Source organism: Pseudomonas putida, assembly GCA_029953615.1.
Lineage (GTDB): Bacteria > Pseudomonadota > Gammaproteobacteria > Pseudomonadales > Pseudomonadaceae > Aquipseudomonas.
In genome coordinates this window covers 2,303,181-2,324,761 of the sequence record CP124529.1, presented here as the reverse complement: position 1 = coordinate 2,324,761, position 21,581 = coordinate 2,303,181, and the positions used below count along the sequence as shown (strand labels likewise).

The following is a 21,581-nucleotide window of genomic DNA, read 5'->3' as shown; positions in this document are numbered from 1 at the left end:
GAGGCTTTCGAGCATGAACACTGTGCGTGAAACCATCGCCGCCATCGCCACCGCCCAAGGCCGTGGCGGTGTGGGGATTGTCAGGTTGTCCGGCCCTCTGGCTGCCAAGGCCGGCCAGCTGATCACCGGCCGTACGCTTACCCCGCGCCATGCCCATTACGGCCCGTTCCGCGACGAGGAAGGGCTGGTGCTGGACGAAGGGATCGCGCTGTTCTTCCCCGGCCCGAATTCGTTCACTGGCGAGGATGTGCTCGAGCTGCAAGGCCACGGTGGCCCGGTGGTGCTGGATATGCTGCTGCAGCGTTGTGTACAAGTGGGTTGCAGGCTGGCTCGCCCGGGCGAGTTCAGCGAGCGCGCGTTCCTCAATGACAAGCTCGACCTGGCCCAGGCCGAAGCCATTGCCGACCTGATCGAGGCCAGTTCCAGCCAGGCCGCGCGCAATGCCCTGCGCTCGCTGCAGGGGGAGTTCTCCAAGCGTGTACACAGCCTGACCGAGGCGTTGATCGCCCTGCGTATCTACGTCGAGGCGGCGATCGACTTCCCCGAGGAAGAGATCGACTTCCTCGCCGATGGCCACGTGCTGGCAATGCTCGATGCGGTGCGCGGCGAGTTATCCACCGTTCAGCGTGAAGCCGGGCAGGGCGCCTTGCTGCGTGACGGCATGACCGTGGTCATCGCCGGTCGGCCGAATGCCGGCAAGTCGAGCCTGTTGAACCAGCTGGCCGGGCGTGAAGCGGCGATCGTCACCGATATCGCCGGCACCACGCGGGACATCCTGCGCGAACATATCCACATCGACGGCATGCCGCTGCATGTGGTCGATACCGCCGGTTTGCGCGACACCGATGACCACGTGGAAAAGATCGGCGTGGAACGCGCACTGAAGGCCATTGGCGAGGCTGACCGGGTGTTGCTGGTGGTGGACTCCACCGCGCCCGAGGCCAGCGACCCGTTCGCCCTGTGGCCAGAGTTTCTCTACCAGCGGCCTGATCCGGCCAAGGTCACGCTGATTCGCAACAAGGCCGACCTGAGTGGTGAGCGGGTCGCGCTCGAACAGTGCGATGACGGCCATGTAACGATCACCCTCAGCGCCAAAGGGGATGACGCAGGGCTGCAGTTGCTGCGCGACCACCTGAAGGCCTGCATGGGTTATGAACAGACTGCCGAGAGTGGTTTCAGCGCCCGCCGGCGCCACCTGGAGGCCCTGCGCCAAGCCAGCGAGCACCTGGAACACGGCCGTGCACAACTGACCCAGGCTGGCGCAGGTGAGCTGTTGGCGGAAGACCTGCGCCAAGCGCAGCAGGCCTTGGGGGAGATTACCGGGGCATTCAGCTCGGACGACCTGTTGGGCAGGATCTTCTCCAGCTTCTGCATCGGCAAGTAATCCACAGCCAGGCAAGGCCAAGAGCCGCTCCTTCGGGAGCGGCTTTTTTTTGCCTGTAATTCGTTACAGGAGATAACCGGGTACCTGTGGGAGCGGGCGTGCCCGCGAAGAGGCCCTTACAAGCCCTGAATCGCTGTGGCTGTAACGACGCTTTCGCGGGCTTGGCCCGCTCCCACCTTGTCCGCATCCAGGCCTACCTCCATGTTCTTTCCATTCACAGGCTCGAATCCGTGCTCGGGAGCCCTGTGGAAAACCCGCCTTCAGCTCCGTTGATAAGCAGGCTCTTTTTCTGAGGAAAAAACCGCCTGTGGGTAAACTGCTATTTAATCCACAGGCTAAATCACGTTATCCATAGCCCTCATGGCACTCCAGCCACAGGGTTTAATCTTGCCCTATACAGCGTGGATAAAGGCCTTCACAACCTTATCCACAGATAGGGCTGTGCATAAGAATAAACATAAAAACAAAGCTTTTATAAATTTCTCTTCTTTGATTTCTGTTGTCTGCCACTCATCCACAGATTGGTCAAATTTTGCTCAGACGGTTTCTTTAAAGGGGGTGAAGTCCCTATACTTGTCCGCTTACCTTCTCTATTCGCAAAAACAGGCACGAGGTGCGTGGTGGATTTCCCTTCCCGTTTTGAAGTGATCGTCATCGGCGGCGGCCATGCCGGTACCGAGGCTGCGCTTGCGTCTGCACGCATGGGTGTGAAAACCCTGCTGCTGACCCATAACGTGGAAACCCTCGGTCACATGAGCTGCAACCCCGCAATCGGCGGTATTGGCAAAAGCCATCTGGTCAAAGAGATCGATGCCCTCGGCGGCGCCATGGCGCTGGCCACCGACAAGAGCGGCATCCAGTTCCGCGTTTTGAACAACCGCAAGGGCCCGGCCGTACGCGCTACCCGAGCACAGGCCGACCGCGCCATCTACAAGGCCGTGGTGCGTGAAATCCTGGAAAACCAGCCAAACCTGTGGATATTCCAGCAGTCGTGCGATGACCTGATCGTCGAGCAGGACCAGGTCAAAGGCGTAGTGACCCAGATGGGCCTGCGGTTCTTCGCCGAATCGGTGGTACTGACCACCGGTACCTTCCTCGGCGGGCTTATCCACATTGGTCTGCAAAACCATTCCGGTGGTCGCGCTGGTGATCCGCCTTCGATCGCCCTGGCCCACCGTATGCGTGAACTGCCGCTGCGCGTCGGTCGCCTGAAAACCGGTACTCCGCCACGCATCGACGGCCGTTCGGTGGACTTCTCGGTAATGACCGAGCAGCCGGGTGATACGCCGATCCCGGTCATGTCGTTCATGGGCAATGCCCAGATGCACCCGCGCCAGGTGAGCTGCTGGATTACCCATACCAATGCGCGCACCCACGAAATCATTGCCTCGAACCTCGATCGTTCGCCGATGTACTCGGGCGTGATCGAAGGTGTCGGCCCGCGCTACTGCCCGTCGATCGAAGACAAGATCCACCGCTTTGCCGACAAGGAAAGCCACCAGGTGTTCATCGAGCCGGAAGGCCTGACCACCCATGAGCTCTACCCCAACGGTATTTCCACTTCGCTGCCGTTCGACGTGCAGCTGGAGCTGGTGCGTTCGATCCGCGGCATGGAAAACGCCCACATCGTGCGCCCGGGCTATGCCATCGAATACGACTACTTCGACCCGCGCGACCTCAAGTACAGCCTCGAGACCAAAGTCATCGGTGGCCTGTTCTTCGCCGGCCAGATCAACGGCACCACCGGTTATGAAGAAGCCGGCGCCCAGGGTTTGCTGGCCGGGACCAACGCGGCTCTGCGAGCGCAGGGCCGTGACAGCTGGTGCCCGCGCCGCGACGAGGCGTACATCGGTGTACTGGTCGACGACCTGATTACCCTGGGTACCCAGGAGCCGTACCGCATGTTCACTTCGCGTGCCGAGTACCGCCTGATCCTGCGCGAAGACAACGCCGACCTGCGCCTGACCGAAAAGGGCCGCGAACTCGGCTTGATCGACGACCAGCGCTGGGCCGCCTTCTGCGCCAAGCGCGACGGCATCGAGCGCGAGGAGCAGCGCCTGAAGTCGACCTGGGTGCGCCCGAATACCGAGCAAGGCCAAGCCATTGTGGATAAGTTCGGCACCCCGCTCAGCCACGAGTACAGTTTGCTGAACCTGCTGGCGCGTCCGGAAATCGACTACGCCGGGCTGATCGAGGCCACCGGCGGCGAAGCGATCGATCCACAGGTCGCTGAGCAGGTCGAAATCCGCACCAAGTACGCCGGTTACATCGACCGCCAACAGGATGAAATCGCCCGCCTGCGTGCCAGCGAAGACACCCGCCTGCCTGTGGATATCGATTACTCGACGATTTCGGGCCTGTCCAAGGAAATCCAGGGCAAGCTGGGCCAGACCCGCCCGGAAACCCTGGGCCAGGCTTCGCGCATTCCGGGCGTGACCCCGGCGGCGATTTCCCTGTTGCTGATTCACTTGAAAAAACGCGGCGCTGGCCGCGAATTGGAGCAAAGCGCTTGAGTTCCCTGGTCACCCCGCAACACGCCGAAGAGTTGTCCACAGGTGCGCGCCAGCTCGGGGTCGAGCTGACCCCCGAGCATCACGAAAAGCTGCTCGGCTACCTGGCCCTGTTGATCAAATGGAACAAAGCCTACAACCTCACTGCCGTGCGCGACCCGGACGAGATGGTGTCGCGCCACCTGCTCGACAGCCTCAGTGTCATGCCGTTTATCCACAGCGAGCGTGACAACTGGCTGGATGTCGGCAGTGGCGGTGGCATGCCCGGTATTCCGTTGGCTATCCTGCATCCGCACAAGCGCGTGACGGTGCTGGACGCCAATGGCAAGAAGACCCGCTTTCTGACCCAGGTGAAAATGGAGCTCAAACTGGACAACCTCACGGTTATCCACAGCCGGGTCGAGGCCTTCCAGCCGGCACAACCGTTCAGCGGAATCATCTCTCGCGCCTTCAGCAGCATGGAGAACTTCACCAACTGGACCCGCCACCTGGGCGACACCGGGACGCAATGGCTTGCAATGAAGGGGCTGCATCCTGCCGATGAACTGGTAGCATTGCCCGCAGACTTCACAGTGGAAAGCGAGCAGGCCCTGACCGTTCCAGGTTGCCAGGGCCAGCGCCATCTGCTGATACTGCGCCGCAAGGCATGACTGGGAACACACGCAACAATGGCTAAGGTATTCGCAATCGCGAACCAGAAAGGTGGTGTGGGCAAGACAACCACCTGTATCAATCTCGCCGCCTCGCTGGCCGCGACCAAGCGTCGCGTGCTGCTGATCGACCTCGATCCGCAGGGCAACGCCACCATGGGCAGCGGTGTGGACAAGCACGAGCTCGAGCACTCGGTCTACGACCTGCTGATCGGGGAATGCGACCTGGCCCAGGCCATGCATTACTCCGAACACGGTGGTTTCCAGTTGCTGCCGGCCAACCGTGACCTGACCGCCGCCGAAGTGGTGCTGCTGGAAATGCAGGTCAAGGAGAGCCGCCTGCGCAACGCCCTGGCGCCGATCCGCGAGAACTACGACTACATCCTCATCGACTGCCCGCCGTCGCTGTCGATGCTCACCCTGAACGCCCTGGTCGCCTCCGATGGCGTGATCATCCCGATGCAGTGCGAGTACTACGCCCTGGAAGGTCTCAGCGACCTTGTGGATAACATCAAGCGCATCGCCGCCCGGCTGAACCCCGAACTGAAGATCGAGGGCTTGCTGCGGACCATGTACGATCCGCGCCTGAGCCTGAACAACGACGTCTCTGCGCAGCTGAAGGAGCACTTTGGCCCGCAGCTGTACGACACGGTCATTCCTCGCAACATTCGCCTGGCCGAGGCACCGAGCTTCGGCATGCCGGCCCTGGCCTACGACAAGCAATCGCGCGGCGCACTCGCTTATCTGGCCCTGGCCGGTGAACTGGTACGCCGTCAACGCCGTCAGTCACGCACTGCACAAACAACTTAAGGAATCCGTATGGCCGTCAAGAAACGGGGTCTCGGACGTGGGTTGGATGCACTGCTCAGTGGTCCTTCCGTCAGCGCGCTCGAAGAGCAGGCTGTGAAGATCGACCAGAAAGAACTGCAACACCTGCCGGTCGAGTTGATCCAGCGTGGCAAGTACCAGCCACGCCGGGACATGGACCCGCAGGCGCTGGAAGAGCTAGCGCACTCGATTCGCAACCATGGCGTGATGCAGCCGATCGTGGTGCGCCCGATCGATGGCAACCGCTACGAGATCATCGCCGGTGAGCGCCGCTGGCGCGCCACCCAGCAGGCTGGCCTGGACAAGATTCCGGCCATGGTCCGTGAAGTGCCCGACGAAGCCGCCATCGCCATGGCGCTGATCGAGAACATCCAGCGTGAAGACCTCAACCCGCTGGAAGAAGCCCTGGCCCTGCAGCGCCTGCAGCAGGAGTTCGAGCTCACCCAGCAGCAGGTGGCTGATGCCGTGGGCAAGTCGCGGGTAACCGTGGCCAACCTGCTGCGCCTGATCACCCTGCCGGATGCGATCAAGACCATGCTCGCCCATGGCGACCTGGAGATGGGCCACGCCCGTGCATTGCTCGGCCTGGAAGAACACCGTCAGGAAGAGGGGGCGCGTCATGTTGTCGCACGTGGGCTCACCGTGCGCCAAACCGAGGCACTGGTCCGTCAATGGCTCAGCGACAAACCTGATCCGGTCGAACCGAGCAAACCTGATCCGGATATCGCACGCCTTGAACAGCGGCTTGCAGAGCGCCTGGGCTCGGCCGTGCAGATCCGTCATGGCAACAAGGGCAAAGGCCAGTTGGTTATTCGCTACAACTCGCTTGACGAGTTGCAAGGTGTGCTTGCTCACATCCGCTGAAACAATTCCTGTTGTAGCGTGCAGTCGGAAATCACTACGAAGAGTTGAATAGGGGTTAATCCACCCCTATACTCTGCGCGCATTTTGTCGGCACAAATTATGCCAAGTCATAGCTGACTTGTTGGTCGACTTCCGAGGAGCAGTTGTGATGGAAATCCGCACGCCAAACCGCTTGCCTTTCCATCGCTGGGCGGTTTTCCCGGTACTGCTGGCTCAATTCGTCGTACTGCTGCTGGCAACGTTGGTGTTGTGGCAGTGGAAAGGGGCGGTCAGTGGATATTCAGGCCTTTGTGGAGGCTTGATTGCCTGGCTACCCAATGTGTATTTCGCCTGGAAGGCTTTTCGCTTCAGCGGGGCTCGGGCGGCACAAGCCATCGTCAAGTCGTTCTACGCTGGCGAGGCAGGCAAGATGATTTTGACGGCAGTGCTTTTTGCACTGACCTTCGCAGGAGTGAAGCCACTGGCGCCGTTAGCAGTATTCGGCGTCTTCGTGTTGACCCTTTTGGTCAGCTGGTTCGCGCCCCTGCTGATGAATAAAAGACTTTCGAGACCTTAGGGCGTTTGAGGCAACCATGGCAGCAGAAACCGCTTCGGGCTATATCCAGCACCACTTGCAGAACCTGACCTACGGTCAACTACCAGACGGCAGCTGGGGCTTCGCCCATTCGGCTGCAGAAGCCAAGGCAATGGGCTTCTGGGCGTTCCACCTGGACACCCTGGGTTGGTCCGTCGCGCTGGGTCTGATCTTCCTGTTCATCTTCCGCATGGCGGCCAAGAAGGCGACTTCCGGCCAACCTGGCGGCCTGCAGAACTTCGTTGAAGTGCTGGTGGACTTCGTCAACGGCAGCGTGAAGGACTCCTTCCACGGCCGTAGCCCGGTAATCGCCCCGCTGGCGCTGACCATCTTCGTCTGGGTGTTCCTGATGAACGCCATCGACCTGGTACCGGTCGACTGGATTCCTCAGCTGGCCATCCTGATCTCCGGTGACCCGCACATTCCGTTCCGCGCCGTGTCGACCACCGACCCGAACGCGACCCTGGCCATGGCCTTCTGCGTGTTCGCCCTGATCATCTTCTACAGCATCAAGGTCAAGGGCCTGGGCGGTTTCATCGGTGAACTGACCCTGCACCCGTTCGGCAGCAAGAACATCTTCGTGCAGATCCTGCTGATTCCGGTCAACTTCCTGCTGGAATTCGTCACCCTGATCGCCAAGCCGATCTCGCTGGCACTGCGTCTGTTCGGCAACATGTACGCCGGCGAGCTGGTGTTCATCCTGATCGCCGTGATGTTCGGCGCCGGCATCCTCTGGCTCAGTGGCCTGGGTGTGGTGCTGCAGTGGGCGTGGGCAGTGTTCCACATCCTGATCATCACCCTGCAAGCCTTCATCTTCATGATGCTTACCATCGTCTACCTGTCGATGGCTCACGAAGATAACCATTAAGACCGCCTGGCGTGTCTGATAGCCTTCCCCGCTCGTTTGGGGGGAGGGCTTAAAAAGTCCGCAAGGGCATGCTGTACCAAACGATTTGTTTTACCGCTTCAAACTAAAAACCTAACCAATACGACGTAAAAGTCGGGAGGAAAGATGGAAACTGTAGTTGGTCTGACCGCTATCGCTGTTGCTCTGCTGATCGGCCTGGGTGCTCTGGGTACCGCCATTGGTTTCGGCCTGCTGGGCGGCAAGTTCCTGGAAGGCGCTGCTCGTCAGCCTGAAATGGTTCCGATGCTGCAGGTGAAAATGTTCATCGTTGCCGGTCTGCTCGACGCCGTAACCATGATCGGTGTTGGTATCGCTCTGTTCTTCACCTTCGCGAACCCCTTCGTTGGTCAGATCGCCGGCTAATCACTCGTACCCACGAGTTGATGGCTGTGATGAATTAAGACCGAGCGAGGTGTTGGCGTGAACATTAATGCAACCCTGATTGGCCAATCCGTTGCTTTTCTGATTTTTGTACTCTTCTGCATGAAGTACGTATGGCCTCCGGTCATCACTGCTCTGCAAGAGCGTCAAAAGAAGATTGCCGACGGCTTGGACGCTGCCAACCGCGCAGCTCGCGTACCTGGAGCTGGCCCAAGAGAAAGTGGGTCAGCAACTGCGTGAAGCTAAAGCACAGGCAGCCGAAATCATTGAGCAAAGCAAGAAGCGCGCTGCTCAGCTTGTCGAGGAAGCCCGTGATCAGGCCCGCGTCGAAGCTGACCGTGTGAAGGCTCAGGCTCTGGCCGAGATCGAACAGGAACTGAACAGCGCTAAAGACGCCCTGCGTGCCCAAGTGGGTGCCCTGGCCGTTGGCGGTGCTGAAAAGATCCTTGGCGCCACAATCGATCAAAACGCGCATGCGGAGCTGGTTAACAAACTGGCCGCTGAAATTTAAGCGAGGGCGATCATGGCAGAACTGACCACGTTGGCCCGACCTTACGCTAAGGCTGCCTTTGAGCATGCCCAGGCCCATCAGCAACTGGCCAATTGGTCAGCCATGCTCGGCCTGGCTGCTGCGGTGTCGCAAGACGACACCATGCAGCGCCTGCTCAAGGCCCCGCGACTGACGAGCGCAGAAAAGGCCGCCACGTTCATTGACGTGTGCGGTGACAAGTTCAATGCACAGGCACGGAATTTCATTCATGTTGCCGCGGAAAACGACCGTCTCCTGCTTCTGCCGGAGATTGCCGCCCTGTTCGACCTGTACAAGGCCGAGCAAGAGAAATCCGTGGACGTGGAAGTCACCAGTGCCTTCGCGTTGAACCAAGAACAGCAAGACAAACTCGCCAAGGTTCTCAGTGCACGGTTAGGCCAGGAAGTGCGCCTGCACGCGTCGGAGGATGCCAGCCTGATTGGCGGCGTCGTCATCCGCGCCGGTGACCTGGTAATCGATGGCTCTGTTCGCGGCAAGATCGCGAAACTGGCCGAAGCATTGAAATCTTGAGTTTGAAGGGGCAGCAGAGCAATGCAGCAACTCAATCCTTCCGAAATTAGTGAAATCATCAAGGGCCGCATCGACAACCTCGATGTGAGCTCCCAAGCCCGTAACGAAGGTACCGTTGTTTCGGTATCCGACGGTATCGTGCGGATCCACGGTCTGGCCGACGTCATGTACGGCGAAATGATCGAGTTCCCTGGCAGCGTCTTCGGCATGGCCCTGAACCTGGAGCAAGACTCCGTAGGTGCAGTGATCCTGGGTGCCTATGACACCCTCGCCGAAGGCATGAGCGCCAAGTGCACCGGTCGCATCCTGGAAGTTCCGGTGGGCAAAGGCCTGCTGGGCCGCGTCGTCGACGCTCTGGGTAACCCGATCGATGGCAAAGGTCCTCTGACCACCACCGAAACCGACGCGGTCGAAAAGGTCGCTCCGGGCGTTATCTGGCGTAAATCGGTAGATCAGCCTGTACAGACTGGCTACAAATCCGTCGACGCCATGATCCCTGTCGGCCGTGGCCAGCGCGAGCTGATCATCGGTGACCGTCAGATCGGTAAGACCGCCATGGCCATCGACGCCATCATCAACCAGAAAGACTCCGGTATTTTCTGTGTTTATGTTGCAGTCGGCCAAAAGCGTTCCACCGTTGCCAACATCGTTCGCAAGCTGGAAGAAACCGGCGCCCTGGCCAACACCATCGTGGTCGTTGCCAGTGCTTCGGAATCCGCCGCACTGCAGTTCCTGGCGCCATACGCCGGCTGCACCATGGGCGAATACTTCCGTGACCGCGGTGAAGACGCCCTGATCGTTTACGATGACCTGTCCAAGCAGGCCGTTGCCTACCGCCAGATCTCCCTGCTGCTGCGCCGTCCACCAGGACGCGAAGCGTACCCAGGCGACGTGTTCTATCTCCACTCCCGTCTGCTGGAGCGTGCATCGCGCGTTTCGGAAGAGTACGTCGAGAAGTTCACCAACGGCGCAGTCACTGGCAAGACCGGTTCCCTGACCGCCCTGCCGATCATCGAAACCCAGGCTGGCGACGTTTCCGCGTTCGTTCCGACCAACGTGATTTCCATCACCGACGGTCAGATCTTCCTGGAATCGGCCATGTTCAACTCGGGCATCCGCCCTGCAGTGAACGCCGGTGTTTCGGTATCCCGCGTAGGTGGTGCCGCTCAGACCAAGATCATCAAGAAACTGTCTGGTGGTATCCGTACCGCACTGGCTCAGTACCGTGAACTGGCTGCATTCGCCCAGTTCGCTTCCGATCTGGACGAAGCGACCCGCAAGCAGCTGGAGCATGGTCAGCGCGTAACCGAGCTGATGAAGCAGAAGCAGTACGCGCCAATGTCCATCGCGGACATGGCCCTGTCGCTGTACGCCGCTGAGCGTGGTTTCCTGACTGACGTGGAAGTCTCCAAGGTCGGCAGCTTCGAGCAAGCGCTGATCGCCTACTTCAACCGTGATCACGCCGAACTGATGGCCAAGATCAACGTGAAGGGTGACTTCAACGACGAAATCGACGCTGGCATGAAAGCCGGTATCGAGAAGTTCAAGGCCACCCAGACCTGGTAAGCCGCAGCGGGGGCCGCGGCCCCCGCTTGCTAACCTGATAGGTGATACATGGCAGGCGCAAAAGAGATTCGCAGTAAGATTGCGAGCATCAAAAGCACGCAAAAAATTACCAGCGCCATGGAGAAAGTGGCGGTCAGCAAGATGCGCAAGGCACAAATGCGCATGGCAGCTAGCCGTCCTTACGCGGAGCGTATCCGCCAGGTGATCGGTCATCTGGCCAACGCCAACCCGGAATACCGCCACCCGTTCATGATCGAGCGCCCTGTAAAGCGCGCCGGTTACATCGTGGTGAGCAGTGACCGTGGTCTGTGCGGTGGCTTGAACACCAACCTGTTGAAGGCCCTGGTCAAGGACATGAACGCAAACCGCGAACAGGGCGTGGAAATCGACCTGTGCGTGATCGGCAGCAAGGGTGCGGCATTCTTCCGCAACTTTGGCGGCAACGTCGTAGCCGCGATCAGCCACCTGGGCGAAGAGCCATCGATCAACGATCTGATCGGCTCCGTCAAAGTGATGCTGGACGCCTACCTGGACGGCCGTATCGATCACCTCTCGGTGGTTTCGAACAAGTTCATCAACACCATGACCCAAAAACCGACGGTCGAGCAATTGGTACCGTTGGTGGCAACCCCGGATCAGGATCTCAAGCATCACTGGGATTACCTGTACGAACCCGACGCAAAAGAGCTGCTGGACGGCTTGATGGTGCGTTACGTGGAGTCGCAGGTGTACCAGGCGGTGGTCGAGAACAACGCTGCTGAGCAAGCGGCCCGGATGATCGCCATGAAGAACGCCACAGACAACGCCGGTGATTTGATCAAAGAGCTCCAGCTGATCTACAACAAGGCGCGTCAGGCTGCGATCACCCAGGAGATCTCGGAAATCGTCGGCGGCGCTGCCGCGGTTTAACGGTTCAAAAATTCAGAGGATCCAGCTATGAGTAGCGGACGTATCGTTCAAATCATCGGCGCCGTCATCGACGTGGAATTCCCACGTGACGTCGTGCCGAGTGTTTACAACGCGCTGAAAGTACAAGGCGCGGAAACCACCCTGGAAGTTCAGCAGCAGCTGGGCGACGGCGTGGTTCGTACCATTGCGATGGGCTCGACCGAAGGCCTGAAGCGCGGTCTGGATGTCGTCGACACCGGCGCTGCCATTTCCGTTCCAGTTGGTAAGGCCACCCTGGGCCGTATCATGGACGTACTGGGCAACCCGATCGACGAAGCCGGCCCGATCGGCGAAGAAGAGCGTCGCGGTATCCACCAGCCAGCGCCTTCGTTCGCTGACCAGGCAGGCGGCAACGACCTGCTGGAAACCGGCATCAAGGTTATCGACCTGGTCTGCCCGTTCGCCAAGGGTGGTAAGGTTGGTCTGTTCGGTGGTGCCGGCGTCGGCAAGACCGTAAACATGATGGAACTGATCCGTAACATCGCCATGGAACACAGCGGTTATTCCGTGTTCGCTGGTGTGGGTGAGCGTACTCGTGAGGGTAACGACTTCTACCACGAGATGAAGGACTCCAACGTTCTCGACAAGGTAGCGCTGGTCTACGGTCAGATGAACGAGCCACCAGGAAACCGTCTGCGCGTAGCGCTGACCGGCCTGACCATGGCCGAGAAGTTCCGTGACGAAGGTAACGACGTTCTGCTGTTCGTCGACAACATCTATCGTTACACCCTGGCCGGTACCGAAGTATCCGCACTGCTGGGCCGTATGCCTTCGGCGGTAGGTTACCAGCCGACCCTGGCTGAAGAGATGGGCGTTCTGCAAGAGCGCATCACCTCCACCAAGGAAGGTTCGATCACCTCCGTGCAGGCCGTATACGTACCTGCGGACGACCTGACCGACCCGTCGCCAGCCACCACCTTCGCCCACCTGGACGCCACCGTCGTTCTGTCCCGTGACATCGCCTCCCTGGGTATCTACCCAGCGGTCGACCCACTGGACTCGACTTCGCGCCAGCTGGACCCGAACGTGATCGGCAACGAACACTACGAGACCGCTCGTGGCGTTCAGTATGTTCTGCAGCGCTACAAAGAGCTGAAGGACATCATCGCGATCCTGGGTATGGACGAACTGTCCGAAGCCGACAAGCAACTGGTAGCCCGCGCTCGTAAGATCCAGCGCTTCCTGTCGCAGCCGTTCTTCGTGGCCGAAGTCTTCACCGGTTCGCCAGGCAAGTACGTTTCCCTGAAAGACACCATCGCTGGCTTCAGCGGCATCCTCAAAGGTGACTACGACCACCTGCCAGAACAAGCGTTCTACATGGTCGGCAGCATCGACGAAGCGATCGAGAAAGCCAAGAAACTGTAATCCCGGCGCCCCGAAAGGGGCGCTAATCAGGTTGAGGCAAGCAGATGGCTATGACAGTCCATTGCGATATCGTCAGCGCGGAAGGAGAGATTTTCTCCGGCCTGGTCGAGATGGTAGTTGCGCACGGTAACCTGGGTGATCTTGGTATCGCTCCGGGCCACGCGCCGCTGATCACCAATCTCAAGCCTGGTCCGATCACGCTGACCAAGCAGGGTGGCGAGCGCGAGGTGTTCTACATCTCCGGTGGCTTCCTGGAAGTGCAGCCGAACATGGTCAAGGTACTCGCCGACACCGTGCAGCGTGCAGCCGACCTGGACGAAGCCTCCGCTCAGGATGCCGTCAAGGCAGCTGAGAAGGCCCTGCATGAGAAAGGCGCGGATTTCGACTACAGTGCCGCATCCGCACGTCTGGCCGAGGCCGCAGCACAGCTGCGTACCGTCCAGCAGATCCGCAAGAAGTTCGGCGGTTAATTCCGCAGGCTTCATGTAGATTGAGAACAAGGGTAGCCATCGGCTACCCTTTTTCTTTTTTTGTAACCTATGAAACCGGTCATTTCACTGACCGCCCAGGATTGGTAGCCAGTAATGTCACTCGATATCGTTATTCTCGCCGCCGGCCAAGGCACCCGCATGCGCTCGGCGTTGCCCAAGGTGCTGCACCCGGTAGCCGGCAACTCCATGCTCGGCCATGTTATCCACAGCGCGCGCCAGTTGCAGCCGCAAGGTATTCACGTGGTCATTGGCCATGGTGCCGAGCTGGTTCGCGAGCGCCTTGCCGCTGACGACCTGAACTTCGTCATGCAGGACAAGCAGCTGGGTACCGGCCATGCAGTTGCCCAGGCGTTGCCGGCGCTGACCGCCGACACCGTGCTGGTGCTGTACGGCGACGTGCCGTTGATCGAAGTAGAGACCCTGCAGCGCTTGCTGGCCAAGGCCAACGAGCAGCAGCTCGGGCTACTTACGGTGACCCTCGACGACCCGACCGGCTATGGCCGCATCGTGCGTGACGAGCAGGGCAAGGTTACCGCTATCGTTGAGCACAAGGACGCCAACGATACGCAGAAAGCGATCAAGGAAGGCAACACCGGTATTCTGGCTCTGCCTGCCGCGCGCCTGGCCGACTGGATGGGCCGCCTGTCCAACAACAACGCCCAGGGCGAGTATTACCTGACCGACGTCATCGCCATGGCCGTGGCCGATGGCCTGGTTGTGGCTACCGAACAGCCACACGACCCGATGGAAGTGCAAGGCGCCAACGACCGCCGTCAGCTGTCAGAGCTGGAGCGCCATTACCAGCTGCGCGAAGGCCGTCGCCTGATGGCCCAGGGCGTGACCCTGCGCGACCCGGCGCGTTTCGATGTACGCGGTGAAGTGACCGTTGGGCGTGACGTGCTGATCGACATCAACGTGATTCTCGAAGGCAAGGTGGTCATCGAGGACGATGTGCAGATCGGCCCTAACTGCGTGATCAAGAATACCACCCTGCGCAAAGGGGCAGTGGTTAAGGCCAACAGCCATCTGGAAGGCGCGGTGATGGGCGAGGGCAGCGATGCCGGCCCATTCGCCCGCCTGCGCCCGGGCAGCGTGCTGGATGCCAAGGCCCATGTGGGTAACTTCGTCGAACTGAAAAACGCCCACCTCGGGGAAGGCGCCAAGGCCGGTCACCTGACTTACCTGGGCGATGCCGAAATCGGTGCGCGCACCAATATCGGCGCTGGCACCATCACCTGCAACTACGATGGTGCCAACAAGTTCAAGACCGTGATGGGCGAGGACGTATTCATCGGCTCGAACAATTCGCTGGTGGCGCCTGTGGAAATCAAGGCTGGCGCGACCACTGCAGCGGGTTCGACCATCACCCAGACCGTCGAGGCTGGCGACCTGGCGGTGGCCCGTGCACGCCAGCGCAACATCTCGGGCTGGAAGCGGCCGGAGAAAATCAAGAAAGACTGAGTTATACACAGCTGTTTCGATCGAAAGCCGGCTTATGTGAATAAGTCGGCTTTTTTGTTGGCTGGACAAATACCCGCGGTACTAATCTCCAATTTCTATTGCGGCGATTCCTCTGAGGGAGCGGGCACGCCCGCGAACACCGGCGCAGCCGGTGCCATTCACCGCGTTGGATTTTTCGCGGGCGCGCCCGCTCCCACAAGGGCCAGGTTGTTCCATAGATTTATCCACAACTTGACGAATCGCTCATCTTAGGTTTTGATTGCGATCATTATCTTTCGAAACGAAACTTAAGCGCTCATGTCGAAACGAAACACCCCGCAGCGGCGGCACAACATCCTGGCGTTGCTCAGCGAGCAGGGCGAGGTGAGTGTGGATGCGTTGGCCAAGCGTTTCGCAACCTCGGAAGTCACCATTCGCAAGGACCTTGCTGCCCTGGAAACCAATGGCCTGTTGCTACGGCGCTACGGCGGCGCGGTCCCGGTGCCGCAAGAGTTGCTCGGTGAACCTGCCCAGCCGGTGTCTTCCTATAAAAAGGCCATCGCCCGCGCCGCCGTTGCGCGTATCCGCGAACATGCGCGCATCATCATCGACAGCGGCAGCACCACGGCAGCCATGATCCCCGAACTGGGGCGCCAGCCTGGTCTGGTGGTGATGACCAATTCGATGAACGTCGCCCGCGCCATCTGCGACCTCGAACACGAGCCGGTGCTGCTGATGACCGGTGGCACCTGGGACCCGCATTCCGAGTCGTTCCAGGGCCAGGTGGCCGAGCAGGTGTTGCGCTCGTACGATTTCGACCAGTTGTTCATCGGCGCCGACGGCATCGACCTCGGCCGCGGTACCACCACCTTCAACGAACTTCTCGGGCTGAGCCGGGTCATGGCCGAAGTCGCCCGTGAAGTGATTGTGATGGTCGAGTCGGACAAAGTAGGCCGCAAGATCCCCAACCTCGAGCTGCCCTGGGGCAGCGTGCACACCCTTATTACTGACGAACGCCTGCCCGCAGCGGCACGCGAACAAATTCAAGCCCGCGGCATCAACCTGATCTGCGCCGCGATCAGCCAGGAGCAATAAACCATGTGTGGAATCGTTGGTGCCGTCGCCGAGCGCAACATTACAGCCATCCTGATCGAAGGCCTCAAGCGTCTTGAGTACCGCGGGTACGACAGCGCCGGCCTGGCCGTCCTCACCCAGAACAGTGAACTGCAGCGCCGCCGCCGTATCGGCAAGGTCAGCGAGCTGGAAGCCGCTGTTGCCGCCGAGCCGCTGGCTGGCCAACTGGGCATCGCCCACACCCGCTGGGCCACCCACGGTGCGCCGACCGAAGGCAACGCCCACCCGCACTTCTCGGGCAATGAAGTGGCCGTGGTGCACAACGGCATCATCGAGAACCACGAGGAACTGCGCGAAGAGCTGAAGGGCCTTGGCTTTGTCTTCACTTCGCAAACCGATACCGAAGTCATCGTCCACCTGATCCACCACACCCTGAAAAGCGTTCCGGACCTGACCGACGCCCTGAAGGCTGCGGTAAAGCGCCTGCATGGCGCTTACGGCCTGGCGCTGATCAGCACCCAGCAGCCTGATCGCCTGGTAGCTGCACGCAGTGGCAGCCCACTGGTCATCGGCCTGGGCCTGGGCGAGAACTTCCTGGCGTCCGACCAGCTGGCCCTGCGCCAGGTCACCGACCGCTTCATGTACCTGGAAGAAGGCGACATCGCCGAAATCCGCCGTGACCAGGTCTCCATCTGGGACCAGGACGGCCATAAGGTCCAGCGTGAAACCGTGCAGTACCACGAAGGCGCCGAAGCCGCCGACAAGGGTACCTACCGCCACTTCATGCTCAAGGAAATCCACGAGCAGCCAAGCGTGGTGCAGCGCACCCTGGAAGGCCGCCTGGGCAAGGACAACGTGATGGTCCAGGCCTTCGGCCCGAAGGCTGCCGAACTGTTCGCCAAGGTGCGCAACGTGCAGATCGTCGCCTGCGGTACCAGCTACCACGCCGGCATGGTCGCCCGTTACTGGCTGGAAAGCCTGGCCGGCATCCCGTGCCAGGTGGAAGTGGCCAGCGAGTTCCGTTATCGCAAAGTGGTGGTGCAGCCGGACACCCTGTTCGTCTCCATCTCGCAGTCTGGCGAAACCGCCGACACCCTGGCCGCGCTGCGCAACGCCAAGGAACTGGGTTTCCTAGGCAGCCTGGCGATTTGCAACGTTGGTATCAGCTCGCTGGTACGTGAGTCGGACCTGACCCTGCTGACCCTGGCCGGCCCGGAAATCGGTGTGGCCTCGACCAAAGCCTTCACCACCCAGCTGGTATCGCTGATGCTGCTGACCCTGGCCCTGGGCCAGGTACGCGGTACCCTGGAAGCTGGCGTCGAAGCCGAGCTGGTTGAAGAGCTGCGCCGCCTGCCTGCCCGTCTGGGCGAAGCCCTGGCCATGGACGCCACCGTCGAGAAAATCGCCGAGCTGTTCGCCGACAAGCACCACACCTTGTTCCTCGGCCGTGGTGCGCAGTACCCGGTGGCGATGGAAGGTGCACTCAAGCTCAAGGAAATCTCCTACATCCACGCCGAAGCCTACCCGGCAGGCGAGCTGAAGCACGGTCCGCTGGCGCTGGTGGACAACGACATGCCGGTGGTTACCGTTGCGCCAAACAACGAACTGCTGGAGAAGCTGAAGTCCAACCTGCAGGAAGTGCGTGCCCGCGGTGGCGAGCTGGTGGTGTTCGCCGACGAGCAGGCCGGCATGACCAATGGAGAAGGTACCCATGTGATCAAGGTGCCACACATTGCTGACGCCCTGGCACCGATCCTGTACACCATCCCGCTGCAGCTGCTGTCGTACTACGTGGCCGTGCTCAAGGGCACCGACGTCGACCAGCCGCGTAACCTGGCCAAGTCGGTTACGGTCGAGTAAGCAGGAAGCCGGGGACGTTTTGATGGTTTTAGAGAATTAAAGCTTTCGCAGGAGCCGATGAGGTCCATCTCATCGCCTCCTGCGATGCTCCCGGCCCTTCGCCTGGCTCTCGACTCTGTCACCCTTCCTGCACCCGGGGACCGGCCGCCACTCGGATTTAGATATTCTTAGGTCTGCGGATCTCCGTTACTAAAGTTGGAGCAACAGGCAAATAAAGCTGCTTGCCAGTATTATGGGTTGGCATGGCTGTTACGGCTTTAATAAGCTGGTGCATTTGCATACTGATTACCCTTTTCGGAATGTGTTTAAACCAAAAAACTGTTAGCGTACTCAGGGACAGAGTTTGTATCTGGCCGATATTGCTTTGATTCCCTTGCAACTACTGAATCGCCCCTGATTTCCTAGGCCCTTTCAAGCTTCACAATGGCTTGGAGATTCAGGAAACCAGGTGTAGCTCCATGGACGCGAGCCTATTTCAAAGGGTTCATTTTTTGAAGTCGACGCTCAGTTTTGGTCGCTCGTCCACCGAGAGTGAAAACACATCGGGGCGATAGTAATGACCGACTACGTCAAAGTCATAACGAGCACGAACCAGTTCACCAAGGTCAATATTCGCGGTGAGCAGTCCTTCCTGATTTTTAAGGGGACCGGCAAGAACATCACCCAGCGGGCCAATAATGACGCTATTACCACTGATCAATGGTCGGTCGGAATCCCAGCTTGGGACATCGATGCCAAGCGTGGCTGGCGATGGCTGTACCTGACATGCACTCACAACAAACATTCGGCCCTCATGGGCAATGTGGCGCATGGACGAGAGCCAGACGTCGCGCTCGTCGACGGTGGGAGCACACCACACCTCGACTCCTTTTGCGTACATGGCCGTACGGAGCAGCGGCATGTGATTTTCCCAGCAGATGGCCGTACCCAGTTTCCCTGCTTTGGACTCGACAACTGGTAATGTCGAACCGTCTCCTTGCCCCCAGATCAACCGTTCGGTACCAGTTGGCATCAATTTGCGATGCTTAGCGATCAGGCCATGATCAGGCGAGAAAAAAAGTGCACTGCAGTAGAGGGTGTTTCCAGAACGCTCGATGACGCCGATTACGATATGAGCTCCGGTACGTTGAGCTAGTCCTTCCAGTTCGATAGTTTCAGGGCCTGGGACCTCGATAGAGTTTTCGAAATAGGTCTGGAATGCCTGTCGACCTTCGGGTAAGCGGTAGCCCAAACGAGTACCGAATATTTCGCCCTTCGGGTAGCCCCCCAAGACCGCTTCCGGCATTACCACGAGCTCTGCACCGGCTGCCGCAATTTCACTCTCATAGGCAAGAATCGATTCCAGTGTCTTGGCTTTGCCCTCAGGGTGTGAGCCGATTTGAAGTGCCGCAACAGTTGTGGTTGCCATGGTTTTCCTCGCAAGAGAAGGTGTGAATGGGCATAGTCCTCTTCTGGTTAGCTATCAATCAACAGCTCAAAGAAAGCATCTGATATGACTAAAAATGATATCGTGGAGCTGGACCTCAACTTGCTCAAGGTCTTCGAGGCGCTATACGAAGAAGGGGGCGCAGGGCGCGCCGCCGTCCGATTAGGAATAACTCAATCAGCGGTGAGTGCCTCCCTTGCTAGGTTACGGAGAGTGTACGGGGACCACCTGTTCGAGCGCACAGGTCGTGGGTTGAAGCCAACGGCGAAGAGTGAGGAGTTGAGACCTGTCATTAGCGCAGCTCTCGAAAAATGCCGCCAGACTCTCCTGCTGTGTTCCAAAGAGGTCCAGGCGTTTGCTGGCAGAACGCTCACACTGGGGTTGTCGGATGACTATGAGATTGCCATTGGTAGGGCATTGATCAATATGGTGTCCGAGAGGGCTCCCGGGCTTCGTTTAATTTTCAAGCAAACCCATAGCATGATCGCGAGCGAGGCGCTTATGGCTCGTAAGATCGACGTGTCTTTGACTGCGGGATCGGTCCCTTCACGAGCGATCGGACGAAGAGTTCTCACGACCGGGGACTACAGCTGCTTGATTGCGCTTCCTGAGGGCAAGGAGATGATTACTTTGTCCCGGGACGAGTACCTAAGGCGAGGGCATCTACTGGTTTCTTCTGGTGGTTACGTCGGGATTGTGGATGAGGTACTTGCCGCGAGTTCGGCTGTAAGAAAAGTTGAAGCGGCGACGACTCATTTCGCGGCATTGCCGTTTTTGCTCAAAGGCAGTGACTCCGTCGCGACACTGCCAACACATGCTGCACGTGCTCTGGCAGACACCACGGGTCTTTCTTTATGTCCCTGCCCTGTTGAGCTGCCTCGTTACTCAGTTGAGCTCGGGTGGCGTATGGACAGTGCCCGAGACCCGGCACTCCAGTTGCTGGTTGGCCTGATCACTGAGGCGTACAGAGCTCTCGGGCTTCCTGATGCTTCCTTGAATCGCTGCGAATAGGGGCTACTGCCTACCGTCACTGGGACAGGTGGAGGTGGTCTATAGCGGTTTTTGCTATCCACTGTGTCGAAGTCAGGGGGCTAGTGGGCCAGACATGCTGCCTGTCACGACACACGGATTATATAATCCGACGTCAGCCCCTGAACTGACGCGCAGCCCATATTGGCCAGGGTTCGGCTTATTTCATCTCTGAAAATGTCCAACACCTCGCTCACACCCCTTTCACCCGCTGCGGCAAGGCCATAGAGCACCGGGCGCCCTATCAATACGCTGCTAGCACCCAGCGCAAGCGCCTTTACTACATCGGAGCCGCGTCGGAATCCGCTATCTATCAGCACCTTTCCGGGGTGGGCCTGTGCAACCTGCTGAAGCGTTGTCAGTGGCGAACAGCTTGAATCAAGTTGCCGGCCACCGTGATTCGACAGGATGACGCCATCTGCGCCCAGTGCTATGCAGTGCGAGGCATCCTCAGGATGAAGCACACCTTTGACCAGAAGCCGATGGGGCCAGCGGGCACGTAGCCTCTTTAATGCTTCCCAGTCAAAACTAGCATCCATTTTGCGCGAAAGAAGCGCTGCTTGCAGCTCAGTGTCGTAGGCTTCCTTGCTGGCAAAATTGGCCATCTGGGGCATGCCTGCCGTGAGCAGCCGAAGCGACCAACGCGGGTGAAGCAATCCATCTAACATCACTCTGGGCGTGTATTTGAATGGCAGGCCGAAACCGCTGCGCAAATCTCGCTCGCGCTTGCCGTTTACCGCTACGTCAGTGGTCAGGACCAAGGTTCGATAGCCTGCGGCCAGAGCTCGATCGACCAGTTGGTCCGCCAGTGTAGGGTGCACTACGTACAGCTGAAACCACAGATCGCCGCCGACCTTTTCGGCAACTTCTTCGATCGATGTGTTAGAGGCAGTAGAGAGAATAAAAGGAATTCCGGCCTTCTTCGCTGCGCGTGCGACTTCCAGATCGCCCCCTGGCCAGAACGCACCATTGAGCCCAGTCGGAGCAATCATCAACGGCAGTGGCTGATGCCTGCCGAGCACCTGACTGCCTAGATCCCGCTCGGCCACATTGACCAGCCGCCGAGGTAGTAGCTCCAACTTGTCAAACGCGTCGAGGTTGCGCTGCAAACATCTTTCGTCGTCAGCGCCACCTTCAAGGTAGTCAAATACCATTCTGGGTAAACGCTGTCGGGCAAGTTGTCGGTAGCCGACGACGTTGAAAGCTGGGCTCATAGCGTCCTCA

At 59.4% G+C, this 21,581-nt stretch carries 19 protein-coding genes and 1 pseudogene; 18 read left to right on the top strand and 2 right to left on the bottom strand.

Annotated features, from left to right (window positions below; all coding sequences use genetic code 11):
- Positions 1 to 13 precede the first annotated feature (13 nt).
- The 17 genes and pseudogenes from mnmE (at position 14) to glmS (ending at position 17,902) form a co-directional block, all read left to right on the top strand.
- On the top strand, positions 14 to 1,384 hold the full coding sequence (gene mnmE, locus QIY50_10635; protein WGV22576.1) for a tRNA uridine-5-carboxymethylaminomethyl(34) synthesis GTPase MnmE: 1,371 nt from the start codon (positions 14 to 16) through the stop codon (positions 1,382 to 1,384).
- Positions 1,385 to 2,004: 620 nt separating this feature from the next.
- Entirely contained in the window at positions 2,005 to 3,897 is a 1,893-nt protein-coding gene (gene mnmG / locus QIY50_10630; GenBank protein WGV22575.1) for a tRNA uridine-5-carboxymethylaminomethyl(34) synthesis enzyme MnmG, read from the top strand.
- The gene (gene rsmG / locus QIY50_10625) at positions 3,894 to 4,544 is read left to right on the top strand and encodes a 16S rRNA (guanine(527)-N(7))-methyltransferase RsmG (protein WGV22574.1); all 651 of its coding nucleotides are present in this window, start codon (positions 3,894 to 3,896) and stop codon (positions 4,542 to 4,544) included. Before mnmG ends, rsmG begins: the two co-directional genes overlap by 4 nt.
- 18 nt (positions 4,545 to 4,562) lie before the next feature.
- Positions 4,563 to 5,354: a ParA family protein gene (locus tag QIY50_10620; GenBank protein ID WGV22573.1), complete on the top strand. Its 792-nt coding sequence runs from the start codon at positions 4,563 to 4,565 to the stop codon at positions 5,352 to 5,354.
- 9 nt (positions 5,355 to 5,363) lie between these two features.
- Positions 5,364 to 6,236 (top strand): ParB/RepB/Spo0J family partition protein, encoded by an 873-nt coding sequence (locus QIY50_10615; protein WGV22572.1) that lies wholly within the window; start codon positions 5,364 to 5,366, stop codon positions 6,234 to 6,236.
- A 148-nt stretch (positions 6,237 to 6,384) separates the two neighbouring features.
- A complete protein-coding gene (locus QIY50_10610; protein ID WGV22571.1) occupies positions 6,385 to 6,792 on the top strand; it encodes a F0F1 ATP synthase subunit I in 408 nt (135 codons plus the stop codon).
- A gap of 16 nt (positions 6,793 to 6,808) precedes the next feature.
- A complete protein-coding gene (gene atpB / locus QIY50_10605) occupies positions 6,809 to 7,678 on the top strand; it encodes a F0F1 ATP synthase subunit A (protein ID WGV22570.1) in 870 nt (289 codons plus the stop codon).
- A gap of 144 nt (positions 7,679 to 7,822) precedes the next feature.
- Complete coding sequence (gene atpE, locus QIY50_10600; GenBank protein WGV22569.1) at positions 7,823 to 8,080, top strand: F0F1 ATP synthase subunit C; 258 nt, start codon at positions 7,823 to 7,825, stop codon at positions 8,078 to 8,080.
- A 57-nt stretch (positions 8,081 to 8,137) separates the two neighbouring features.
- Positions 8,138 to 8,609 (top strand): annotated as a pseudogene (locus QIY50_10595) (F0F1 ATP synthase subunit B).
- Positions 8,610 to 8,621: 12 nt separating this feature from the next.
- Complete coding sequence (locus QIY50_10590) at positions 8,622 to 9,158, top strand: F0F1 ATP synthase subunit delta (protein ID WGV22568.1); 537 nt, start codon at positions 8,622 to 8,624, stop codon at positions 9,156 to 9,158.
- Between the two features lie 21 nt (positions 9,159 to 9,179).
- On the top strand, positions 9,180 to 10,724 hold the full coding sequence (gene atpA / locus QIY50_10585; GenBank protein WGV22567.1) for a F0F1 ATP synthase subunit alpha: 1,545 nt from the start codon (positions 9,180 to 9,182) through the stop codon (positions 10,722 to 10,724).
- A gap of 48 nt (positions 10,725 to 10,772) precedes the next feature.
- Complete coding sequence (gene atpG, locus QIY50_10580) at positions 10,773 to 11,633, top strand: F0F1 ATP synthase subunit gamma (protein WGV22566.1); 861 nt, start codon at positions 10,773 to 10,775, stop codon at positions 11,631 to 11,633.
- A 27-nt stretch (positions 11,634 to 11,660) separates the two neighbouring features.
- A complete protein-coding gene (gene atpD, locus QIY50_10575; GenBank protein ID WGV22565.1) occupies positions 11,661 to 13,037 on the top strand; it encodes a F0F1 ATP synthase subunit beta in 1,377 nt (458 codons plus the stop codon).
- Positions 13,038 to 13,081: 44 nt separating this feature from the next.
- Positions 13,082 to 13,507, top strand: coding sequence for a F0F1 ATP synthase subunit epsilon (locus QIY50_10570; GenBank protein ID WGV22564.1), 426 nt, complete (start codon positions 13,082 to 13,084; stop codon positions 13,505 to 13,507).
- Positions 13,508 to 13,621: 114 nt separating this feature from the next.
- On the top strand, positions 13,622 to 14,989 hold the full coding sequence (gene glmU, locus QIY50_10565) for a bifunctional UDP-N-acetylglucosamine diphosphorylase/glucosamine-1-phosphate N-acetyltransferase GlmU (GenBank protein WGV22563.1): 1,368 nt from the start codon (positions 13,622 to 13,624) through the stop codon (positions 14,987 to 14,989).
- A 297-nt stretch (positions 14,990 to 15,286) separates the two neighbouring features.
- Positions 15,287 to 16,063, top strand: coding sequence for a DeoR family transcriptional regulator (locus tag QIY50_10560; protein WGV22562.1), 777 nt, complete (start codon positions 15,287 to 15,289; stop codon positions 16,061 to 16,063).
- A gap of 3 nt (positions 16,064 to 16,066) precedes the next feature.
- Positions 16,067 to 17,902, top strand: a complete 1,836-nt coding sequence (gene glmS / locus QIY50_10555; protein WGV22561.1) for a glutamine--fructose-6-phosphate transaminase (isomerizing) — start codon at positions 16,067 to 16,069, stop codon at positions 17,900 to 17,902.
- A gap of 484 nt (positions 17,903 to 18,386) precedes the next feature.
- Here glmS and QIY50_10550 read toward each other — a convergent pair whose 3' ends face one another.
- Complete coding sequence (locus QIY50_10550) at positions 18,387 to 19,310, bottom strand: carbon-nitrogen hydrolase family protein (GenBank protein ID WGV22560.1); 924 nt, start codon at positions 19,308 to 19,310, stop codon at positions 18,387 to 18,389.
- An 84-nt stretch (positions 19,311 to 19,394) separates the two neighbouring features.
- Between QIY50_10550 and QIY50_10545 the strand changes: the two genes are divergently transcribed.
- Entirely contained in the window at positions 19,395 to 20,339 is a 945-nt protein-coding gene (locus QIY50_10545) for a LysR family transcriptional regulator (protein WGV22559.1), read from the top strand.
- Between the two features lie 104 nt (positions 20,340 to 20,443).
- On the opposite strand, the gene QIY50_10540 is transcribed toward QIY50_10545, so the two are convergent.
- A complete protein-coding gene (locus tag QIY50_10540; protein WGV22558.1) occupies positions 20,444 to 21,571 on the bottom strand; it encodes an alpha-hydroxy-acid oxidizing protein in 1,128 nt (375 codons plus the stop codon).
- Positions 21,572 to 21,581 lie beyond the last annotated feature (10 nt).

What these genes read in the sequence shown, in the direction of transcription:
- mnmE (WGV22576.1), top strand. Translation starts at nt 14, where the DNA reads ATGAACACTGTGCGTGAAACCATCGCCGCCATCGCCACCGCCCAAGGC.
- QIY50_10620 (WGV22573.1), top strand. Translation starts at nt 4,563, where the DNA reads ATGGCTAAGGTATTCGCAATCGCGAACCAGAAAGGTGGTGTGGGCAAG.
- QIY50_10615 (WGV22572.1), top strand. Translation starts at nt 5,364, where the DNA reads ATGGCCGTCAAGAAACGGGGTCTCGGACGTGGGTTGGATGCACTGCTC.
- QIY50_10610 (WGV22571.1), top strand. Translation starts at nt 6,385, where the DNA reads ATGGAAATCCGCACGCCAAACCGCTTGCCTTTCCATCGCTGGGCGGTT.
- atpB (WGV22570.1), top strand. Translation starts at nt 6,809, where the DNA reads ATGGCAGCAGAAACCGCTTCGGGCTATATCCAGCACCACTTGCAGAAC.
- atpE (WGV22569.1), top strand. Translation starts at nt 7,823, where the DNA reads ATGGAAACTGTAGTTGGTCTGACCGCTATCGCTGTTGCTCTGCTGATC.
- QIY50_10590 (WGV22568.1), top strand. Translation starts at nt 8,622, where the DNA reads ATGGCAGAACTGACCACGTTGGCCCGACCTTACGCTAAGGCTGCCTTT.
- atpA (WGV22567.1), top strand. Translation starts at nt 9,180, where the DNA reads ATGCAGCAACTCAATCCTTCCGAAATTAGTGAAATCATCAAGGGCCGC.
- atpG (WGV22566.1), top strand. Translation starts at nt 10,773, where the DNA reads ATGGCAGGCGCAAAAGAGATTCGCAGTAAGATTGCGAGCATCAAAAGC.
- atpD (WGV22565.1), top strand. Translation starts at nt 11,661, where the DNA reads ATGAGTAGCGGACGTATCGTTCAAATCATCGGCGCCGTCATCGACGTG.
- QIY50_10570 (WGV22564.1), top strand. Translation starts at nt 13,082, where the DNA reads ATGGCTATGACAGTCCATTGCGATATCGTCAGCGCGGAAGGAGAGATT.
- glmU (WGV22563.1), top strand. Translation starts at nt 13,622, where the DNA reads ATGTCACTCGATATCGTTATTCTCGCCGCCGGCCAAGGCACCCGCATG.
- QIY50_10560 (WGV22562.1), top strand. Translation starts at nt 15,287, where the DNA reads ATGTCGAAACGAAACACCCCGCAGCGGCGGCACAACATCCTGGCGTTG.
- glmS (WGV22561.1), top strand. Translation starts at nt 16,067, where the DNA reads ATGTGTGGAATCGTTGGTGCCGTCGCCGAGCGCAACATTACAGCCATC.
- QIY50_10550 (WGV22560.1), bottom strand. Translation starts at nt 19,310, where the DNA reads ATGGCAACCACAACTGTTGCGGCACTTCAAATCGGCTCACACCCTGAG.
- QIY50_10545 (WGV22559.1), top strand. Translation starts at nt 19,395, where the DNA reads ATGACTAAAAATGATATCGTGGAGCTGGACCTCAACTTGCTCAAGGTC.
- QIY50_10540 (WGV22558.1), bottom strand. Translation starts at nt 21,571, where the DNA reads ATGAGCCCAGCTTTCAACGTCGTCGGCTACCGACAACTTGCCCGACAG.